This window comes from Salinibacter grassmerensis, from assembly GCF_947077765.1.
In the GTDB taxonomy this organism is placed as follows: Bacteria; Bacteroidota; Rhodothermia; order Rhodothermales; family Salinibacteraceae; genus Salinibacter; species Salinibacter grassmerensis.
Window position 1 is genome coordinate 1 of record NZ_CAMTTF010000010.1, and the last position, 18694, is coordinate 18694.

18 protein-coding genes and 2 pseudogenes are annotated in these 18694 nt (G+C 62.4%); 4 read left to right on the forward strand and 16 right to left on the reverse strand.

From position 1 onward, the window contains the following. The 3 genes and pseudogenes from prfC to OJB03_RS14760 form a co-directional block, all read left to right on the forward strand. Positions 1–189: pseudogene (gene prfC, locus OJB03_RS14750) on the forward strand (peptide chain release factor 3); the annotation flags it as partial. A 1155-nt stretch (positions 190–1344) separates the two neighbouring features. Then, positions 1345–2685, forward strand: coding sequence for an MFS transporter (locus OJB03_RS14755; protein WP_263788774.1), 1341 nt, complete (start codon positions 1345–1347; stop codon positions 2683–2685). 74 nt (positions 2686–2759) lie between these two features. Beyond that, complete coding sequence (locus OJB03_RS14760; protein ID WP_263788776.1) at positions 2760–2972, forward strand: site-specific integrase; 213 nt, start codon at positions 2760–2762, stop codon at positions 2970–2972. A gap of 67 nt (positions 2973–3039) precedes the next feature. On the opposite strand, the gene OJB03_RS14765 is transcribed toward OJB03_RS14760, so the two are convergent. The 16 genes and pseudogenes from OJB03_RS14765 to OJB03_RS14840 all read right to left on the reverse strand — a co-directional run bounded on the left by OJB03_RS14765 (position 3040) and on the right by OJB03_RS14840 (position 16770). Next, entirely contained in the window at positions 3040–3540 is a 501-nt protein-coding gene (locus tag OJB03_RS14765) for a PIN domain-containing protein (RefSeq protein ID WP_263788777.1), read from the reverse strand. 51 nt (positions 3541–3591) lie between these two features. Next, a complete protein-coding gene (locus OJB03_RS14770) occupies positions 3592–3858 on the reverse strand; it encodes a UPF0175 family protein (protein ID WP_263788778.1) in 267 nt (88 codons plus the stop codon). 506 nt (positions 3859–4364) lie between these two features. Then, positions 4365–5324 carry a permease gene (locus OJB03_RS14775; protein WP_263788779.1) on the reverse strand — a complete coding sequence of 320 codons (960 nt, stop codon included), beginning with the start codon at positions 5322–5324 and terminating at the stop codon, positions 4365–4367. A 61-nt stretch (positions 5325–5385) separates the two neighbouring features. Then, positions 5386–5619 (reverse strand): thioredoxin family protein, encoded by a 234-nt coding sequence (locus OJB03_RS14780; RefSeq protein ID WP_263788780.1) that lies wholly within the window; start codon positions 5617–5619, stop codon positions 5386–5388. 84 nt (positions 5620–5703) lie between these two features. Next, the gene (locus tag OJB03_RS14785; protein WP_263788781.1) at positions 5704–6063 is read right to left on the reverse strand and encodes an ArsR/SmtB family transcription factor; all 360 of its coding nucleotides are present in this window, start codon (positions 6061–6063) and stop codon (positions 5704–5706) included. 326 nt (positions 6064–6389) lie between these two features. Next, positions 6390–6587, reverse strand: a pseudogene (locus tag OJB03_RS14790) (DinB family protein); the annotation flags it as partial. 290 nt (positions 6588–6877) lie between these two features. Next, positions 6878–7090: an FmdB family zinc ribbon protein gene (locus OJB03_RS14795; protein ID WP_263788782.1), complete on the reverse strand. Its 213-nt coding sequence runs from the start codon at positions 7088–7090 to the stop codon at positions 6878–6880. An 87-nt stretch (positions 7091–7177) separates the two neighbouring features. Continuing rightward, positions 7178–7489 (reverse strand): CC/Se motif family (seleno)protein, encoded by a 312-nt coding sequence (locus OJB03_RS14800; RefSeq protein ID WP_263788783.1) that lies wholly within the window; start codon positions 7487–7489, stop codon positions 7178–7180. A gap of 23 nt (positions 7490–7512) precedes the next feature. Then, the gene (gene arsB, locus OJB03_RS14805) at positions 7513–8586 is read right to left on the reverse strand and encodes an ACR3 family arsenite efflux transporter (protein ID WP_263788876.1); all 1074 of its coding nucleotides are present in this window, start codon (positions 8584–8586) and stop codon (positions 7513–7515) included. A gap of 156 nt (positions 8587–8742) precedes the next feature. After that, entirely contained in the window at positions 8743–10542 is a 1800-nt protein-coding gene (arsA, locus tag OJB03_RS14810; protein ID WP_263788784.1) for an arsenical pump-driving ATPase, read from the reverse strand. A 37-nt stretch (positions 10543–10579) separates the two neighbouring features. Then, positions 10580–11788 carry an arsenite efflux transporter metallochaperone ArsD gene (arsD, locus tag OJB03_RS14815; protein ID WP_263788785.1) on the reverse strand — a complete coding sequence of 403 codons (1209 nt, stop codon included), beginning with the start codon at positions 11786–11788 and terminating at the stop codon, positions 10580–10582. A 127-nt stretch (positions 11789–11915) separates the two neighbouring features. After that, positions 11916–12347, reverse strand: coding sequence for an arsenate reductase ArsC (locus tag OJB03_RS14820; RefSeq protein WP_263788786.1), 432 nt, complete (start codon positions 12345–12347; stop codon positions 11916–11918). A gap of 78 nt (positions 12348–12425) precedes the next feature. Then, a complete protein-coding gene (locus OJB03_RS14825) occupies positions 12426–12758 on the reverse strand; it encodes an ArsR/SmtB family transcription factor (RefSeq protein WP_263788787.1) in 333 nt (110 codons plus the stop codon). Between the two features lie 690 nt (positions 12759–13448). Beyond that, positions 13449–13979, reverse strand: a complete 531-nt coding sequence (locus tag OJB03_RS14830) for a hypothetical protein (protein WP_263788788.1) — start codon at positions 13977–13979, stop codon at positions 13449–13451. Positions 13980–14029: 50 nt separating this feature from the next. Next, on the reverse strand, positions 14030–14506 hold the full coding sequence (locus OJB03_RS14835; RefSeq protein ID WP_263788789.1) for a DUF3124 domain-containing protein: 477 nt from the start codon (positions 14504–14506) through the stop codon (positions 14030–14032). Between the two features lie 785 nt (positions 14507–15291). Continuing rightward, complete coding sequence (locus OJB03_RS14840; protein ID WP_263788790.1) at positions 15292–16770, reverse strand: alpha/beta hydrolase; 1479 nt, start codon at positions 16768–16770, stop codon at positions 15292–15294. 181 nt (positions 16771–16951) lie between these two features. Here OJB03_RS14840 and OJB03_RS14845 point away from each other — a divergent pair, with 181 nt between their 5' ends. Further along, positions 16952–18688 (forward strand): histidine kinase, encoded by a 1737-nt coding sequence (locus OJB03_RS14845; RefSeq protein ID WP_263788791.1) that lies wholly within the window; start codon positions 16952–16954, stop codon positions 18686–18688. Positions 18689–18694 lie beyond the last annotated feature (6 nt).

The following is an 18694-nucleotide window of genomic DNA, read 5'->3' on the forward strand; positions in this document are numbered from 1 at the left end:
TGGATCGACGGGCCGAGTGAGGACCTGGAAGACTTCGAGGCCGAAAACATGGACAGCCTCTTCCGCGACGCCGATGGGGACCTGACGTACCTGGCCCTCAGTGACTTTCGGCTCGAGCGCACCATGGAGAATTGGCCTCGCATCAGCTTCAACTCTACGAAGCAGCACACGGCGGAAGAAGATACCTGACGCACATGGGCACAAATTGTATGTAGAGGAGGACGTGGGAGAGAGCAGGCAAGCTCATTGTCGGCCAGGGTTGGAGCACGTCTAGCATCTACAACTGGCTTCCATCGATCAAGCGGTACAGGCGGCTTACTCGGTCTGGGCGGATCTCCCAGATGCTTCTGCGGAGACTCACCTCAGAGGTCGAGCAACTCCAGCCAGTCCCCGACGCCTTGCTTCGTCCTGGAAGTAGCGAGGACTTTGGCAAGAAGGTGCTTTCTGTCCCATTTCGCCATGGACTTCTATCCCTTAGAGAGATCCTCTGAGACCGAGAGAATCTCGGCGGGTTTTTCCTAACGTTCAGAGCCAGGCGTCCAGCGTCCGTTCTCCCACATGGACACCATCATGGACACCATCCCCTGGGGAACGTCGAGCGGGCCAGCCAACTGCTTTGACCCAAGAACTGCTTTTACCCAGAACTGCTTTTACCCAGAACTGCTTTTACCCAGAACTGCTTTTACCCAGAACTGCTTTTGCCCAGAACTGCTTTTGCCCAGAACTGCTTTTGCCCAGAACTGCTTTTGCCCAGAACTGCTTTTGCCCAAGAGATATGCGGTTTCGAATCGTACAGAGAGCCTCCCTATCGAGGTTTAGGGAAGAGATTGGGGGGCACCTGTACCCACGGTCAATCTAGAAACAGCCTTGCCTGGGGGCGTGGGGATGATCCTTCGTCTTCTTCAGCATCCTCATTGGTGTTTTCTTGCCCAACCGCTTCTATACGACGAACATTCGCGTCTGATGGACTGGTCGTTCCTGCAGCGCCAACAGGCAGGGGCGGTCGGGGAAAAGCCCAGGACTCTCGCCCTTGACGAAGCGACTCAAGCGCAAGAAACTCTCCTTCAACCCAGTCCAGCGCGTCGTCCATAGCATGACGGCTCTTTACGTTAGAAGTATTTTTCCCCAGAAAGTCTTTACGAGAGAACTTTACCCAGAGTTCTTTCCTGACTGTGTCCCCCGGCCTGAGACGGCCTGAATCCTTTCCGGGATTTCCCGCGCAAATGGAAAACCATTGTCAGCAGAGGCGATTGGCACAGCACTGCGAATTACACGGCACTGCGGTTTGCACGGCACTGCGGTTCCCGCCCTGGTCGCTCCTCTGTCAATAATCTCGTAGCTGAAGTGTCCTCTGACGACCCTGTTGTCTCGTCTGCACTCGTAGACCGGAGTCCGGTGTACTACGGGTGGGTCGTGCTCTCCGTATCGACGCTGGGCATGGCGGCGACCCTCCCTGGCCAAACGGCAGGTATCTCCTTGTTCATCGACGCATTTATTGAAGACCTGGGACTGTCCCGATCGGTCGTTTCGTGGCTTTACACGGTTGCGACGGTTCTCGGCTCGCTTGGGCTCCCGCTAGCGGGGCGCTTGGTCGACCGATATGGGCCGCGCCGCATGGCCGTAGCCATTGTTGCGCTGTTTGCGGTAAGCTGCGTAGGAATGAGCCGAGTGTCCAGTTGGATTGGCGTGTTTGTGGGATTTGTGTGCCTGCGAGGGTTTGGCCAGGGAGCACTCAGCCTTGTCAACAATCATGCAGTGAACCTGTGGTTTGAACGGCAGCGCGGGTTGGCCGTCGGCACCTTAGGCCTGGGGATGGCTGGGGCCACGGCTCTCTTCCCTCCACTTATGGAAGTGGGGCTTCAGGCTTACGGCTGGCAGACGACGTATCTGATCATGGGGGGACTGCTGGGGGCAGTCATGCTCCCGATCACCACGCTTTTTTACCGGGACGCGCCGGAGCACTACGGGCTCTCCCCCGATCCGACTAGATACGGCGCTGGTGAGGAGGTCAAGCCAATCACCAATTCATCAGACTCCGACTCATCGGCCGATAAGACTGTTGGGGGCATTGCTCCAGAGGTGGCATATAGGACCTGGACGTTCTGGCTCTTCACGGGTGCTGGCGTCTGCACCGCAGGTTTAGGAACGGGCCTTCTTTTTCACCACTTCTCGATTCTTGAAGAGGTAGGCGTGACGCGCGGCCTCGCTGCTCAATTCTTTGTCCCGCTTGGAGTCGTGACTGGTCTCTTCAACGTGGGCACCGGCTGGCTCATCGACCGCTACCCGCCTCGTCTTCTCCTTAGCGGACAGTTGCTTCTGTTCGGGGCCATGATGGGACTGTTGCCCGTTGTCGACACGGCCCCCGAGGTGTGGGCATATGGTGGCGTGTTTGGTGTCGCGCAAGGCATGCAAGGGGCACTTCTTGGTAGCGCCTACGCTCACTACTTCGGACGGGCGTACCATGGCACTATCCGTGGCCTGGCGAACACGATCTTTATTGGCGGCACGGCAATTGGCCCAGGATTGCTTGCGCTGGGGCCGGACTTCCTCGGTGGCTTTGCGACGGTCCTATGGATTTGCGCACCGATTCCGCTTGGACTTGCGGCGATGGCGTTAGTCGGATGGGCCGTAGGGTGGGATGCAGAGGTGCTCCCTGCGGAGCCTGTAGGCGAAGCAAAAGTGTAATGTGAATCAGGGGTTGAGCGCGAGGATCAACATCGTGGAAAACTAGGGGGCCAAAGTGCCTGGGGCCAAAGCGGATGGCAAACCGATCGTTTTTGTTCGTTTGCTACTACTACTTCTACTCGGCCCACTCTCTTCGGGTGGGCTTTATCACACAGGCGATTCGGGCCGGGAAGGCCGAATGGAGCGTCAAGGAGCACTCCGGCCACGCCTCTTGGGAGACGTTCAATCAGTACGTCGAAGAAGCGGGGACCTTTCAGGACAATCCGGCTAAGGACATCGGGTTGTAGCTGCTAGCAGAACGCTTCCAACTACAAAGCCTTTCTCCGTGGAGTAGCCATCATATAGGCGACGTTCCTATTGCCCCTTGTCGAGCAGCCATCGGTACAGGTCGGCAGAGGCGCGAAACGTAGTTTCTCTCAGATCTTGTACCGCTTGAGCAGGGTCGATGAGACCCTTCTGAGCGGCCGCTCCGAGAACACCGATCGTTCCGGTGACGGATACGCCGCGCTTTCTGGCTACGGTGCGCCCGGCTCGCTCGTCGATGAGAAGAAGACCTGCTTCCTCCCGCACTGCCAGCAAGATGGCCTCGCGCTCACCGAGATCGAGGTCTTGCAGGTCTCCACCCTGTTCTTTGCCAGAATGTCGACTGTCAGTATCCGATTCAGCTGTTTCCACCTTCATCCAAGAGGGATAAGCAGAAATTCGCTCTTGAACCACTTCTGGGGCTCTGGGATGAACCAGTTCTCGGTGGACCGTCTCCGAGATTATAATTTCCCCATACAGCTGGACGACCACCTCCTCCCTTCCGATAAGCACCAGATAGCTGATCGGGGAGGTGTCACTTACGACGGTCACAGGTTGAAGTCTCTATGGCGACGTGGAAAGACTTGACCTCGGTATGTAGAGCTACCGATTCGACGCCTTTAGGGCCGCCTCCAGATCCTGCTCCAGCTCTTCTTCGGAGTAGTCTAAAAGCGCTCCCTGCTCTTTGAGAAACGCCTCCGTTTCCATGCGCGTCTCGTGGCCAAGGAGTCTCCGCACTTCTCCAAGCGTGAGCGAGTCTTCGCGGTAGGCCTGTGCGACGAGGGATTCGAGCGCACGCCGCGAGAGATCCCCCCATCGCTCTTGCAGCTTGCGAGCGAGATCTTCAGGAAGGGAGAAGGCCACGTCCATTGTAAGAGGAGAGACTGATGGATGATTGTCGATATAGTCAGAACCGAGAGAAGCCTGCTATGGTTCTCTCAAACCTCTAGCCAGACTGAGCTGCTCCCAATTTCTGTGCCCGGGTGAATGTTAGACCGGTGTCAGGGTGAGAGTGGAATTCCTCACTTGCATGGCTGCAAATTCCGCCGGTGTTTGGTATTCGAATGAGCTATGGGTACCCTCCTGGCAGGCTTTACCGCGCAGGCGATACGCGCAGGCAAACCTGAGCGCCGCGTCAAGGAACACCAAGGCCACGCCTCGTGGGAGACGTTCAACCTCTGCGCCCGAGGAGGCGGAGACCTTTCAGGACAATCCGGCTGAGGATATCGGGCTCTAATGAGAAGAACTCCACCGGCTTTCTCCTCCCTTCCTCGTCAGGGCAGTGGGCAGGCCGAAAGCTTCTAACTGCTAGGCTTAATTTTCCTACCGGATATGTTCTTTGATCTCATTCCGGAGCGGAACCATGTGCAGGCGGCTTATAACACCCAGTTGAAAAGGTAGCCGAGGGCGACGATCGAGACACCGACCGTCCCAAAAAAGGTCGCCAAAAGGCGCGTCTGCATCGCCTTTTTCAGCATCATTGCCTCCGGCAGCGACAGGCCTACCACCGCCATCATGAACGCCATGGCCGTCCCCAGCGGAATCCCCTTCGCCACCAGCGCCTGCACAACCGGGATGATTCCCGACGCGTTTGCGTACATGGGCACGGCAAGGACCACCGACAGTGGGACCGCCAACGGGTTGCCCCCTGACAGATACTGTTCAAAGAACCCGGTGGGCACGAATCCGTGGATGCCGGCCCCGATGGCGAGGCCCGCCAGCACGTAGGGCGCAATGTCGGTCACAATGCCCATCGCCTCTCGCGAGACCGACGGCAGGCGCTCCCACAGCGAACGTGTATCGGACTCCGCCTCTTCGGTCTTGTTCTCGGCGATCTCCCACACCCAGTCCTCCACGAAGCGCCCCAGGCCCATACGGCCCAGAGCCCATCCCAGTACGGTGCCCAGGACAATGCCGCTAGCGGCATAGAGGAGCGTCACCTGCCGCCCAAACAGGCCGATGAAGAGAGCCAGGGCCACCTCGTTCACCAGCGGGGATGTGATCAGGAACGAGAGCGTTACGCCCAGCGGGATGCCCCCCTGCAGAAACCCGATAAAGAGCGGGATCGACGAGCAGGAGCAGAACGGGGTGACCGCCCCAAAGCCTGAGGCCACCAGGTGCTCGCTGCCCCGTAGCCGCCCGGAAGCGATCCACTCCCGCACCCGCTCGACCGGCAGGTACGCATTGATGAGGCCCATCAGGTGCGTCACCGCAACGAGGAGCAGCCCAATCTTCGCTGTCTCGTAGACAAAGAAGTGGAGGGACTCCCCCCAGTGGGACGACTCGGACAGTCCGACGAGGCCGTAGATGAGACCATCGGCGAAAGACTCAAGCATAACGGATCGCAAGGGATCGTCTGGTCAAGCGCAACTTGGGAAGTAGGCTCCGGCGCGGTCCTCACGCCGACAGGAGATCGGTCAGTTCGTTGACCGACGGGGCCTGCCCGGCCACCTCCACCTCCCCGTCAATGACGAGGGCCGGCATGCTCATCACGTTGTACTGCATGATCTCCTGCATGTCCTCGATTTTTTCGACGGACGCATCGCTCCCTGCCTGCTCGACCGCCTCGTGGACGCGGCGTTCAAGGGTCTGACAGGAAGCGCATCCGGTGCCGAGTACTTTGATGTCCATAGTTCTGCGTAGACTATATTGAAAAATATCGATATAGTGTGGTAAAAAAGAGAGCAGGTGCTCTCACCTGCGCTTGCAGGGGCTTCAGGCAAGTGCTTCTGCCTCCTCCCCCACGTCGCGAATCGTGCGGAGCCGGTCCATGAGAGCCGCCAGTCCAGTAAATGCCTCCGCGTTCACGCGATGGTACACGAAAGTTCCTTCCTGGCGACTCTGGATGAGCCCAGCCTCCCGAAGCACCTTCAGGTGGTGGGAAATCGTTGGCTGGCTGAGATCAAACTCGTCCTGCAGTTCGCAGACGCAGACTTCCCCTCCTCCGTGGTAGATCAGGTCCACCATGCGAAGACGCACCTCACTCGAAAGCGCCTTAAGGCGCGTGGTGTGCCGATCGATCTCCGCGTCCGGAAGGATCTCGTGCGGCGTTCCCCCGCAGTGACACTGGGCCATGGGACGAATCCGTTGGAATGAAGGCAACTTGGTGTAATTTCGATACTATATAGACAACCGTCTATACAGTATTCGTCCCCTCAATGGATATTCACCTCTCCTGTCCGGGAACCGGTCGCGTCCGGTCAATGCCCTCACCCTTTTGATCGTTTATCGTCGATAGACGATCAAATTCACAGGAATGGACCATGTAGTGATCCCGGCTTCGTGACCGTTTGACATTCCGGCTCCGGCCATTACGCGTCGCTGTCGGTCCCGAACGGCTCGGGTATCCAGTGGATCACTCGCCCTAGATCCAGCGAGGGGCTCGGTTCTTCATGACGGAATCAGGTATCGCCGTACTCTCGCGTCAGTTGGGCCTGCCCGGCGTGGTAGGCCGTGTGCGTGAGGATGCGGGCGAGCGCCTCCTGCAGAGGGAGCGTGCCGAAATCGGCCGTCACTTCGCGGGTCCACGCCGCCTCGTCTTGCCCCGCAATGGCCTCGCCCAGCTCGCGGCCGCTGCGATCAAGAAGCGCCCGCAGGTCGTCGGCCGACCCAAAGTCCTAGCGCCGGCCTGCGTTGGGGCCGATCGTGTAGGCTTTCACGTCGAGGAAGCGTCCGAAGACGTTCTTGGCGAAGAGCAGCTCCACCTCCCCGACGTGCCGGAGAAGCCACGCGAGCGTGTTGGCCTACGGATGCAGGCGACCCGGCAGGTCGTCATCGGTTACCTCGTCGAGCCACCCCGTCAGGCGCGTGCGACCCTGCTCGAAAAGGGCCACGTACCGGTCGGTTACGGATTGAGACACGGAGACAAACGCATTGGTGAGTAAATCGATTAGCAGCACCCGCTCCCCGGTGTACAGCACCCGCCTTTCCGTGCAGGGTCGGAACTCCCTGTTGAAATCACCACGGAGCCGAGGCGGCGCGTCGTCTCCGAGGAGCCGCACTCGGGACAATCTGCACCCAGTCCCTCCTCATATTCGGCAACGGACGCTTCGAGGGCGAAGTCATGCTCGCAGTCCGTACAGCGGTATTCGTAGGTCGGCATGGAAGAAAAAGATGTTTTTGAGCGAAGCACGTGGGGGAGTAAAAACTCGTTCGTTCCTCGCGTCCGGGCTTATCGGTCGCCAACGGGTCACATCCGCGAGGCCGCCTTGACGTAGAGCGACTGCCAGATCCACAACTGGTCCAGGCCGACTCGGATCGGCTCGCCGTCGAGGGAGGCGAAGCTGCGGTGCACGTACACTGTGACTCCGTCCTGCTCCGTCTGTACGTACGGCTCGGGATCGCCCGGCGGCTCGGTGCTTACCGTCGCCCGGTCGACCCGCCCGCCGCAGCACCCGTGCTGGGGGCGGGTGCGAATGGTGAGCACGCCGCCTTTCTCACAGGTATGGGTCGCCGCCTCGTCGTCGATGGTGAGGTCCAGTTGGATGTCCTTAGACGGCATAGCAGAAAAGGGGATCGGTGCAGTTAGGCGGAGATCGTTGTGCGCGCCTCGAACTGCGGGCGCGTCGCGTTGGCAATGCGCACCAGCGCCAGCATCACCGGCACTTCCACGAGCACGCCCACCACGGCGGCCAGCGCTGCCCCCGAGGTGACGCCGAACATCGCTATTGCCGATGCCACGGCGAGCTCAAAGAAGTTACTGGCCCCAATCATCGCGGCCGGGGCGGCCACGTCGTGCGGCACCCGCCAGCCGTAGGCCCAGCCGTAGGCGATGGCAAACACGAAGAAGGTCTGCACGACGAGCGGCACCGCAATCAGGGCGATGTGGAGCGGGTTCTGGAGGATCACCTCCCCCTGGAAGGAGAACAGGAGCACGAGCGTGAGCAGCAGGCCAATCATCGTCACCGGCCCGAGTCGCTCCAGGAAGACATCGTCGAACCACTCCTCTCCCTTTGCCCGAATGATCCAGCTGCGGGACAGCGCCCCCGCCGCCAGCGGAATCACGATGTAGAGCCCCACCGACAGGAGCAGCGTATCCCACGGCACAATCACGTCCGACAGGCCGAGCAAGAACGCCACAATCGGCGCAAAGGCCACCAGCATGATGAGATCGTTGATCGACACCTGCACGAGCGTGTACGCCGGGTCCCCGTCCGTGAGGTAGCTCCACACGAACACCATCGCCGTGCAGGGGGCCGCCCCCAGCAAAATCGCCCCGGCCACGTACTCGCTCGCCAGGCCCGGCTCGATGAGCGGGGCAAAGACGCCCTTCAGGAACAGCCACGCGAAGCCGAACATCGTGAACGGCTTGATCAGCCAGTTCACCACGAGCGTCACGGTGAGGCCCTTCGGGTGGCGCCGCACGCCGAGAATGCTCTTGAAATCGACCTGCACCATCATCGGGTAGATCATCGCCCAGATGAGGATGGCGATCGGCAGATTGACCTGCGCCACCTCCATCTCTCCCAGCACATTGGGCACAGCCGGAATCAGCTGGCCGATGGCCACGCCCGCGGCAATACAGAGGGCCACCCACAGGCTCAGGTAACGCTCGAAGAAGCCGAGGCCCTCCTGCGCCTTCTCGGCGGTGGCCTCCAAATCGTCGCCCGGGCCATTTTCGGAATGGCCGTTCTCGGGGTGTCCGTTGCTGGCGATCGAGGATGAAGAGGCAGAAGTCGGGTCGCCGGTCGTCGTCTGCTCGGACATAGAGAGGGTATTTATTGAGGAGTGCTTCAGAATTCGGAAGGCTGGACGTTACACGTCGGCCAGCACCGGCTCGGCGGCACCGCGGGCCAGGGCCTGCAGGCGCTCGGGGCCGACCGGCTCCTCGGGCATCCAGGGCGCAAGAGCCGTGCGCTCGGCGTGCTGTTCTTGCACGAGCTCGATCTGCGATCCCTCGGCGTGGGCGCGCTCCACCAACAGCGGGTCCGACGGCCCGGCCGCCGCTAAGCTCTGGTTTACGACCCACGCGTAGGGCGCAATGCCGGCCCGCTCCAGGTCGTCCTGCAGCTGCTTTGCTTCGAGGACCGGCGTCGTCTCCGGCAGCGTCACCAGCAGCATCTTCGTGTAGTCGGGGTCCTGCAGTCGCATGAGCGGGGTGGTGATGCGGCCTGCCTCGATTTCGCTCGTGCGCATCACCTCGCGGTGGTAGGACCCGGTCGTGTCGAGAAGGAGGAGCGTGTGGCCCGTCGGCGCCGTGTCCATCACCACGAACTGGCGCTGCGCCGTGCTAATCTCGCGAGCAAAAGCGCGGAAGACGGCCACCTCCTGGGTACAGGGCGAGCGCAGGTCTTCCTCCAAAAGCTCCCGCTCCTCGGGATCGAGGTCCTTGCCTTTCGTCTTGAGGACGCGCTCGCGGTACCGGCGCGTGGCCTCCTCGGGGTCGATGGCGCTTACCTCCAGGTTCGGGAGCGCGTCGCTGCCCACCGCGTCGGCGATGTGCGCGGCCGGGTCGGTGGTCGTGAGCAGCACCTCCTCGCCCCGCCGCGCTAGGTCGACGGCCACGGACGCGGCAATCGTCGTCTTGCCCACGCCCCCCTTCCCCATCACCATCACGAGCCCTTGCCCGTCGCCTGCGAAGCCGTCGACCAGCTCGTGGACGGTCGGCAGGTCGATGTCCGGAGCCTGTTCCGTGCCGTTCGTCCCCGTGTCGTTCGTCGCTGTCGCCGCCGGTTCATCGCTCAACAGCGCGCGGAGCGAATCGAGCCCCACGAGGTTATGGCCTTTCAGTGGCACCGTGTCGCGCGGAAGGTCCTTCAGCGTGTCCGGGATGCCCTCAAGGGCCTCCCCGGTGCGGCACTCCATGGCCGCGGCCAGGGGGTCGCCGGCATCCTGCGCGCGGAAAATGCCGTTTACGACGAGCCGCTGGTTCACGACGTCCAAGTCCCGCAGCTCGCGGCTCGACCGCGCGGCCTCCTTGAGGGCCGCCGCCTCCGGGCGGCTCACCAGCACGAGCGTCGTCCGGCCTGCGTCCTGCAAGGCCTCCACGGCGGCGGTGTAGCGCTCCTGCTGCGCCTCCAGCCCCGAGACGGGCCCAAGGCACGAGGCGCCGTCCGGATTCTCCTCGATGTAGTCGCTCCAGGCAGCAGGCAACTCCAACAGGCGCAACGTGTGGCCCGTGGGGGCCGTGTCGAAGACGACGTGATCGTAGGTCTCCCCCTCGTCCCCGGCCAGAAACTGAGTAAACTTGTCGAACGAGGCGATCTCGGTGGTGCAAGCGCCGGAGAGCTGCTCCTCGACCTGCTCGACCGTTTCGTCCGGCAAAACGCCCACCATCGGCTCGATCACGCGCTCGCGGTACTCGTCCGCCGCGGCCTCCGGATCGATGTTAACGGCCGAGAGGTTCGGCACCGAGTCGACGGAGCCGGCGGTATCGCCGACGGGCGCGCCCAAGACCTCTTTGAGGTTGGAGGCCGGATCGGTGCTTACCAGGAGCACCTCGCGCCCCTCGTCGGCCAGGCGAACGGCCGAGGCACAGGCGAGCGACGTCTTGCCCACCCCGCCCTTGCCGGTAAAGAAGAGGTAGCGCGGGGGAGCGTCGAGAAACGACAGCATGGGGGCAGTCGGGCTGTGGGCAGAAAAAGGAAGGGATTTACGCGGGCTCAAGGCCGGCCATCCGGACGAATTCGTCGCGCGAGGGGTACGTCCAGCGGGATTGGATCTCCCCGCCGACCAGCACGATGGGGAGCACGTCCTGTCCCTCACGCTGGAGGGCATCGTATACGACCGGCGTGTCGGTGAACCTCTCCGGATGGGAAGCCGGGTTATAGCGCTCGACGATAACGCCCTGCCGCTCCAGCCAGCGCAGTGCGCCGTTCACGGCGACGAGCGTGTCGTCGGGGTCGGGGCCACAAACGCCGGTCGAGCAGCACATCGGGGAATCGAAGACTTCGACTTTCGGAGTCGGCGCGGCGGACTCGGGACAAGAGGAGATCGGCTCGCTCTCGACTGACTCGTTCTCGACCGACGCAAAGTCTACCGGCCGGCGGCCCCGCACCGTGACGCTCCAGATCCCCCCCTCCTCCAGCGCCGCCCGGTCCGCGTCAGTCAGCGTATCGGGAAGCGCCTCCTCCGGCAGGTCGATGCGGCGACGGGACAGGACCTCGACCTCCTCGAATCCTACTGCGCCCAGCAGGTCCAGGTATTCGGACTCCTCGATTGCCCCCGCCACACAGCCCGCGTAGAGCTCGGCGGAGCGTCGGACCTCATCCGGGAGCGGGCCGCCCGCGACAACGTCCGACACGCAGAAATGCCCGCTGGGACGGAGGACCTTCTGCATCTCAGCAAAGGCCTGCACCTTATCGGGCACGAGGTTGAGCACGCAGTTCGAGAGGACGACGTCGGCCGTCTCATCGGTCAGCGGCAGATCCTCGATGTCTCCCTCCAGGAACTCGACGTTCTCTACACCCAGTTTTTGGGCATTCGTCCGGGCCTTTTCCACCATCTCGGGCGCGAAGTCGACCCCAATGACGCGACCGGTCTCCCCGACGACGCGCCGGGCGACGAAGGCGTCGAGCCCGGCCCCCGAGCCCAGATCGACCACCGTTTGCCCCGGCTCAAGCCCGGCGTAATCGGTCGGCACCCCGCAGCCGAGCTTCAGGTCCGCATCGGCTACGTAGCCCTCAACCGTGTCGTAGGCCTCGCCGATCATGTTGACGGCAGCCTCTTCTTCGGCATCGTCGCAACACGATCCGGCGTCGGTCTCGCAACATCCCTCTTCCTCCTCCCGGGCAATGGCGGCGTACTTGGCCCGGACCGCCTCGCGAACCTCTCGGGCAGAAGAATCGAACGTGTCGGACATGGGATCAAAAGGGCTTATTCGTTTATCGTCGATGTTCGATACATCGACCTCCGACCTGCGTTTCCGAACAATCCGTTCCTCCACCTCCCTTCACCGCAAATATACGATAAAAGAACAGGCTCGCTTCCTATTCGGCTTCTGTCGACTCCGAGGCAAACGCCTCGTCGATCCAGGCCGCGAGCTCGTCCCGCACCCGCCGGAAGACGGCCCGCCGTTCCTCTTCCGTTCCCTCGGCCGCAGAGGGGTCCTCGAACGACCGGTGCAGGTTCTCCTTCTCGGCCGGCAGGTACGGACAGGCCTCCCGTGCGGCGTCACAGACGGTCACCACCACGTCGAAGGTCCGATCGCCCAGGTCCTCGATCGTCTTGGACGTGTGGCCGGCCAGATCGACGCCGATCTCCTCCATTACGTCAAGGGCCAGTGGGCGGACGTGCGTTCGTTCGGTGCCAGCGCTGTGGGCGTCGTACCGGTCGCTGTAGCGGTCACGCAAAAGGCCTTCGGCCATCTGAGAGCGCGCTGAGTTGTGGGTGCAGACGAAGAGAACGGAGGTCTTTTTCATAACGAGCGGAGGAACTAGCAGGAGGAGAAATTAGCAGGAGGAGAAATTAGCAGGAGAAGAAATTAGCAGGAGAAGAAATTAGCAGGAGATGGAATCGGCGGCCGTCGAGAGGCCGTCGAAGAACGTATCGAACTGATCACGCAGTGCCGCGATGGGCTCCGGATCGAGGCAGTAGCAAACGCTTGGGCCGTCGACGGTGCCCTGGATAAGCCCCGCCTCTTTTAGCACCTTCAGGTGGCGGGACACGGTGGATTGGGCAAGCGGCAGGTCTTCGACGATTTCCCCGCAGATGCACTCGGACCGTTCGGCCAGCACGCGCAGAATAGCCAGCCGGGCCGGATGGGAGAGCGCCTTGGCCTGCTCGGCTATCTCGGTTGTCTCGGCGTCGAACTGGTCAGCTTTCGTTTGCATATCGCAAGCGTCGATGATTTATAATCGTCGATATTCGATGGGGTAAGACGGAAGGAGTTCCATCCACAGGCTGAGTTGTTCCTGCCACCCGTTTCGCGGCCATCAGCGGGTTGGTCACTCTACGCCCTAAGTTGACTCCTGGACTGCTGATTCCTGGACTGCCCCACGAGTCGTGAGATGGTACTACCCATCTTCCCCACCGGTGGGGGTGAGGAAGATGGGTCAGACCGCTCCGAGAGGTCTGACTGCCCGGCAAACCGTTCGTTTTTGTTCGTTTACTACGGAAAGGCCGAGTATCACGCATTTCCGTCTGAAGCCCAGTTTTCCCCAACGCTGATGCGGTACCGGGTTGCCTGATGGGGCGTGGAGACCGTAGGCAGCGCCGTCCTGAATGTACACCTCGACGCTACAGCGCCGACGGTCAACCGCCGCCTGGCTGATCTACTTCCCCCAACGACATCGTCGTGGCGGCTCTCTACCGCGACGCTGCCCTCATCGTCCCTCGCGGAAGCGTCATCTTCAATGCAGGTGACCACGTGTATCTCATGAGCGAGGACACAGACAAAAGCCCCCTCCCATCGGTTTTTGTCCCGGATCCGGACGTCGAAGCAGGACGAAGTGCCTCTGCATCTGACGGATCCGCCTGAGGTGGAGGCGTTCTTTCCCCCTTGAGCCGGAAAGGGCCCGAGATTAGGGCGCATTGGAAGGAGCAGGCGGGCGGTCGAATGCCATTCGTTCGTCGGGCACGGCGGGACCGGTCACGACGATGCTGTCGTCGTAGACCATGACGTTGGTACGAGAGCTGGCCAGGGCTGAAGACATGTCCGGCTTCATCGTAATCGGCACCTCCAGCGTTCGCTTGTCTTCTCCCTCCGGATAGATGCGAAGCGTGCGCGTTTCTCCAACGGGGTGCTCCTTAAAGGCCCTCGTCGTCCCGCCGCCGTTTAAGGCACCTGGGGCCCAGTTCTCACCGCCAGGTGGTGCGACCAAGAAATTGTCGGTGAGGGGACGATTCTCGGTTTCATCCTCGATTCCAATGTTGAGGAGAATGGTGCGATCGGTGTTTGCCTCGGTGGTCTGGTCGGTTCCCGCTTCCGACGTCTCATCGGGTTCCGTACCGCAGCCGAGCGGCGCGAGTGAGAACGCCGCGAGGACGAGGAAGAGGGCGGCGGGAACGGCGAGCGAGTGCAGGATGGAATGCTGCGTTTTGGCTTCAGTCATCGGCGGCGAAATGGACGGTAGGAAAGCGAGGCGAAGAGGATCGGTGAGGGCTACGGGCGCGCAGTGGACTGTTGTCCGGCTGTGTCCGTGGAGACGCGTTCCTCACGGAGGACACGGGCGGGGGACCGAAACGAGATGCCCTGCGTGTTGGCGCCGGTGATCATGACCGTTTCCACGACCGGAGGTGAAACCGGTTGCTCTGCATGCCACTGCATGATGAAGTTTGCCCCTACGCCGCCTCGAATGTCGTCCATGTCCACCACGACGTACGTGGAGGCCAATGGCCCGAGGGTGCGGGCCGTGTCCACGTAGCTGCGTACATGCTCCCCTTGGCTGTCGTAGTAGTCGATGGTTGAGAGCGTAATGGGGACGTCCCGACTCGTATTGCGGATACTCAAGGTAGTGGCCAGGTTCAGCGAGCGCCGGGCGTTTCGGATGTAGATGTGGGAGTACGAGGGGACGTACAGCGTCTGGCTCCGAACACGCTTTGTGGGGGCACCCCGGTCTGTCGGCGCGGAGGGAGCCACCGATAGGCTATCGAGGTGAGAAGAAGGCGGATCAGCGTTCGAGTCGGGACCGCTGGACGGCCCGCACGCGCTAAGCGTACCAGCCAGAAGAACAGCCAAGGAGAGGACCAGTCGGCACCTCAAGAGCGAAGAGCACATGGTAACGAACTGAGATTCTGTAAGCCGGAGCAGGCGGGGCCAGTCCGTCGCCGACCAGAACGTCTCCGTAGCCCTCGTGGGTTCGTTCGCCGAAAAACTTCTCGCTGTGGGATTGGAGTGGTGTCTTTATCTCACGCCATCGCGAAATTAACGCACGGTGACGTGAGGATAGAAATATTGCAGGCCGTCCCGAAATGGTCACCGATGGTGAAGACTAACCTCCCAGTGGCCCGGTCCTGAGGAGTATCTCTGGACGCCTCTGATCAAGGTGATCGTGCTCCCATCGTTCCTTCAGCGGCTTCGATGGCTTCGTCTACGCAGGGCATGGCGATAACGAGCCCACTTCTCAAACCCCACGCGATTAGCCAATTCTAGCTGCTTCAGAAACGGTGGTTTTTGGAATTGTCTCAAAGTAAGCCTGCCCGCAGCACTAGACCCGCAAGGCCAGCTGCAGGCTGGGGTCTCGGTCAGGTCCGGCGGCTCCCCCGTGGTGATGGAGAGAATACACCTCAGGCCCAGGAGGAACCTCCACAGCGGACAAGTACTGCGTAGACCTCGGTAGTCACTCGGACCTCGGCATCTGGATGGAACCACAGAGCTACTCTGGCCGCCCCATCAGCCGGGTGACCCACACAGATTGAGAAGAGTTAGTTTCTGGGTCGGAACGCTGGCCGCGGGGCCATGAGCGTACGCGGCTCAGCTGGCGCACCGGCAAAGAACTCGGCAATCATCGGCACGACCTGCGGGTGGCTGAAAAACAGGTTGTGCCCGGCGTTTTCAATTGTCACGATGGCGCCGTTGGGCAGATGTCGGGCAATCTCGCGGTGGGCAGCAGGGAACGTTCGGCCGTCGAGCGTGCCGGAGAGCAAGAGGGTCGGGCGGTCCGACCGGACCGGGGCGCGAAAGCCCGTGCCCAGGTCGATGCCCGAAATGGACTCGCGGAGGTGGGGCATCGGAAAGTTCATTGCGTCGCCGGCCAGAGCGGTGTCGGCCTGGGCTTGGACCTGGGCGAGGCGCGACGACGAGATCCCGGAGGCGATGTCCATTGCCTCACTCATCCCCGACATCTCGACCGTCGGATCGCCGAACCAGCCGAGGAGGCGCTCGAAGCCACTGTAGTTGCCCTCGGCGGCGCGTGCATATACGCTGAGCATATACCGCGCACCACCGGGGTCGCTCATCATGTACCCGGTCATGAGCTGCGCCTCGAAGCGGCCGAGCGTGCGGGTAAACGTCGTGTCATTGTCGGTGATGGCAAACTGCGGCGGGTCCGCCTCGATCTGATCGAGGACGCCCCGGATCAGGCCGCGCACGTCGGGGTACCGGGCGTTGGCGACCGAGTCGGCATTGATGGCCTCCTGCACGCGCCCGAGGAACGCGTCGTGCCGGGCCGGTAGCTTCACCGTCTGGCCCAGGCCCTCCGGACTGGCGAGGACGAGGCGGTCGACGTGGCCTGGGTAACGCTTGAGGGCCGCCAGGGCGAGGTGCGTGCCGTAGCTGATGCCCAGAAGGCTCACCTGCTCGGCGCCGACGGCCTTCCGCACCGCCTCGATGTCGGCGGCGCTTTCCCACGTCGTGTAGCCGCGGATGTCCACGCCTTCGTTCTCCCAGTACGAGAGGCATTGGCGTAGGGCCTTCCGGTGGATGCGCGTGTAGACGGCGCGGGTCGTGGCTGAATCCGGAGGCATCCCGTACGTGGACTCGCAGCCGGGGACCCTGTCCGAGAGGCCGGTGCCGCGCTGGTCGAGGGCAATGATGTTGGCGAGGTCGCGCAGGCGGTCGAACAGGGCCCACCGCTCCCCGCGGGCCGCCCTCGTGCCGGACCCGCCGGGCCCTCCGGCAAGGTAAATGATCGGCGGGCCGGGCTTCTCGGCACGGCTTTCGAAACGGACGAACCGGAGGGGGACCGCACGGCTGCTGTCGGCCGAGCGGTTGTCCGGCACCTGGAGGGTCCATTTTTCGGCAGCGACTGTCGAGTCGTTTCGGAGTTCAAAGTCGATCTGTTCGACGGTCTGGCCCTGCGCAGCAACGGGGAGAAGTCCACACAGGGCGAGAAGCCCAATCAGGAGAGGCGCAGCGGAACGTTGCGCGAGGTCATAAGCGGGAGCGAGGCCTTGAAGCGGCATGGCGGGGGAGAACAGGTTTTGAAGAGTATGGACCCTTTATTCGCTGGTCTCCCACACGACGCCCCCCGGACGAAAGATGCGCCCTCAATGCCGAACCGCTCTGCGAGATCGTGAACTGCTCATCCTCTTGGCTCCAAAGGCGTATGAGAGCGCCACACGGTCTTCACCTTCCCCCTTCTTTATGCCTCGCCTCTCTCTTCTCGTCCTTATCGCGGCGTGCGGACTGGTATCGTGCGCAGGACCCGCTTCCGCCTGGGGACAGTCGACTGACCCGCAGGCTTTCTGGGAGGGCAAAGTGCGCTTCGGTGACGACCCGCGCTGGTCCGATCCGGCCTACGACGATAGCGACTGGCCAACCCGGCGTCTCCACCCGGCGCCCGATATGCAGGGCGTCCACTGGGTTCGAGTGCCGGTGACGCTGGATTCTCTCCAGGCTGGGCCGGGGGCAATGGGCGTGAAGCTGTCCGTGCTGGCCGCCACGGAGGTATACTGGGACGGCGTGCGTCTCGGCCGGAACGGCCGGGTCGGGGCCTCGAGGGGCCAGGAGGAGCCCGGCCGCATCAACCGCGTCTTCCACGTGCCCGATTCGCTGCTCGCGCCTGACGAGCACCTCATCGCCGTGCGGCTGTCCAACCACTACATGCCGCCCGACTATGCGTACTACCTCTACACCTTTGAGGTTGGTGACTACGCCGCCCTGCTCGACGACAGGGATGCCTGGTCGCTCCTGCCCCTCCTGTTTCTGGGCGGGTTTTTCCTCGTGACGGTGTATTGTGCCGCGCTGTACGTGCTCGACCACCGCCGCGTGGCCCTCGGCTTGTTCAGCCTACTCTACCTGTGCATCACCCTCCTGCTCGGCGCCGAGAGCTCGCGGTATGTCGTCGGCTACACGTACGACTGGCACCCCCTTCGGATGCAGGCCATCACGGCCCTCACCGGTGCCGTGGCGGGGCTCCTGCCGCTCTCGTTCCTGTATCAGTTCGACGTGCCGTGGAAGCGCCCGGTAATGGCCGGGCTCGGCGGGCTACTCGCCTTGTCAATCCTCCTCCCTGACGCGGCGGACTTTCGGCACTACTGGATGTTCTGGAGCGCACTCAGCGTGTCACTCGGCGTGGTTGGGTGGGCCGTCTACCACCGGCGCCCGGGCGCCATGCTCGCCCTCGTCGGCGTGGGCACCGGCATCGCCGGACTCGTGGCGTCTGGGTGGTGGTTCATCGACACTTACTTCGTGCCGGCCTTTGCGGTCATTGTAGGAGCACTGCTGGGGACGCTGGCCCTGCGCTCCCAGGAGCAGGAACGACGGCGCCGGCAGGCCGAGCTGACGGCCGTCCGTCTCGAAAATGAGCTGCTTAAGAAACACCTTCAGCCCCACTTCCTGATGAACACGCTCACCGCCGCGATGGAGTGGCTGGAGGCCGAGCCAGAGGTGGGGGTTCGGTTCGTGGAGGCGCTGGCCGAGGAGCTGCGCCTGTTGGCCAGTATCTCGGACCAGGACACCATTCCGCTACGTCGAGAGATAGAGCTGTGCCGGCTGCACCTGGAGGTGATGGGCTACCGGCAGGACCACACCTACCGCCTGTGCGCCAACGGCATCGATCCGGAGGCGACGGTGCCCCCGGCACTCCTCCACACCCTCTTGGAAAACGCGCTTACCCACAATCGCTACGACGATCTCACAGTAACCTTTAACCTTCGAGGAGAGGCGCTGGACGGTGGGCGGCGCTACGTGCTCCACGCGCCGCGTGGGGCCAACTCGGATCTTTCCTCCGCGGAGACGGAGGAAGGCACCGGCCTCCGCTACGTGGAGGCACGGCTCCGCGAGCAGTACGGAGACGACTGGACCCTCCAGTCCGTCCCTACGTCCGGTGAGGACGGGCTGGCCTGGACCACCACCATCGAAATTTACGACCGGCCGTAGCCTATC

What these genes read in the sequence shown, in the direction of transcription:
- OJB03_RS14785 (WP_263788781.1), bottom strand. Translation starts at nt 6,063, where the DNA reads ATGGCCCAGTGTCACTGCGGGGGAACGCCGCACGAGATCCTTCCGGAC.
- arsD (WP_263788785.1), bottom strand. Translation starts at nt 11,788, where the DNA reads ATGTCCGACACGTTCGATTCTTCTGCCCGAGAGGTTCGCGAGGCGGTC.
- arsA (WP_263788784.1), bottom strand. Translation starts at nt 10,542, where the DNA reads ATGCTGTCGTTTCTCGACGCTCCCCCGCGCTACCTCTTCTTTACCGGC.
- OJB03_RS14800 (WP_263788783.1), bottom strand. Translation starts at nt 7,489, where the DNA reads ATGCCGTCTAAGGACATCCAACTGGACCTCACCATCGACGACGAGGCG.
- OJB03_RS14760 (WP_263788776.1), top strand. Translation starts at nt 2,760, where the DNA reads ATGGCAAACCGATCGTTTTTGTTCGTTTGCTACTACTACTTCTACTCG.
- OJB03_RS14840 (WP_263788790.1), bottom strand. Translation starts at nt 16,770, where the DNA reads ATGCCGCTTCAAGGCCTCGCTCCCGCTTATGACCTCGCGCAACGTTCC.
- OJB03_RS14795 (WP_263788782.1), bottom strand. Translation starts at nt 7,090, where the DNA reads ATGCCGACCTACGAATACCGCTGTACGGACTGCGAGCATGACTTCGCC.
- OJB03_RS14770 (WP_263788778.1), bottom strand. Translation starts at nt 3,858, where the DNA reads ATGGACGTGGCCTTCTCCCTTCCTGAAGATCTCGCTCGCAAGCTGCAA.
- OJB03_RS14845 (WP_263788791.1), top strand. Translation starts at nt 16,952, where the DNA reads ATGCCTCGCCTCTCTCTTCTCGTCCTTATCGCGGCGTGCGGACTGGTA.
- OJB03_RS14780 (WP_263788780.1), bottom strand. Translation starts at nt 5,619, where the DNA reads ATGGACATCAAAGTACTCGGCACCGGATGCGCTTCCTGTCAGACCCTT.
- OJB03_RS14830 (WP_263788788.1), bottom strand. Translation starts at nt 13,979, where the DNA reads ATGACTGAAGCCAAAACGCAGCATTCCATCCTGCACTCGCTCGCCGTT.
- OJB03_RS14820 (WP_263788786.1), bottom strand. Translation starts at nt 12,347, where the DNA reads ATGAAAAAGACCTCCGTTCTCTTCGTCTGCACCCACAACTCAGCGCGC.
- OJB03_RS14775 (WP_263788779.1), bottom strand. Translation starts at nt 5,324, where the DNA reads ATGCTTGAGTCTTTCGCCGATGGTCTCATCTACGGCCTCGTCGGACTG.
- OJB03_RS14825 (WP_263788787.1), bottom strand. Translation starts at nt 12,758, where the DNA reads ATGCAAACGAAAGCTGACCAGTTCGACGCCGAGACAACCGAGATAGCC.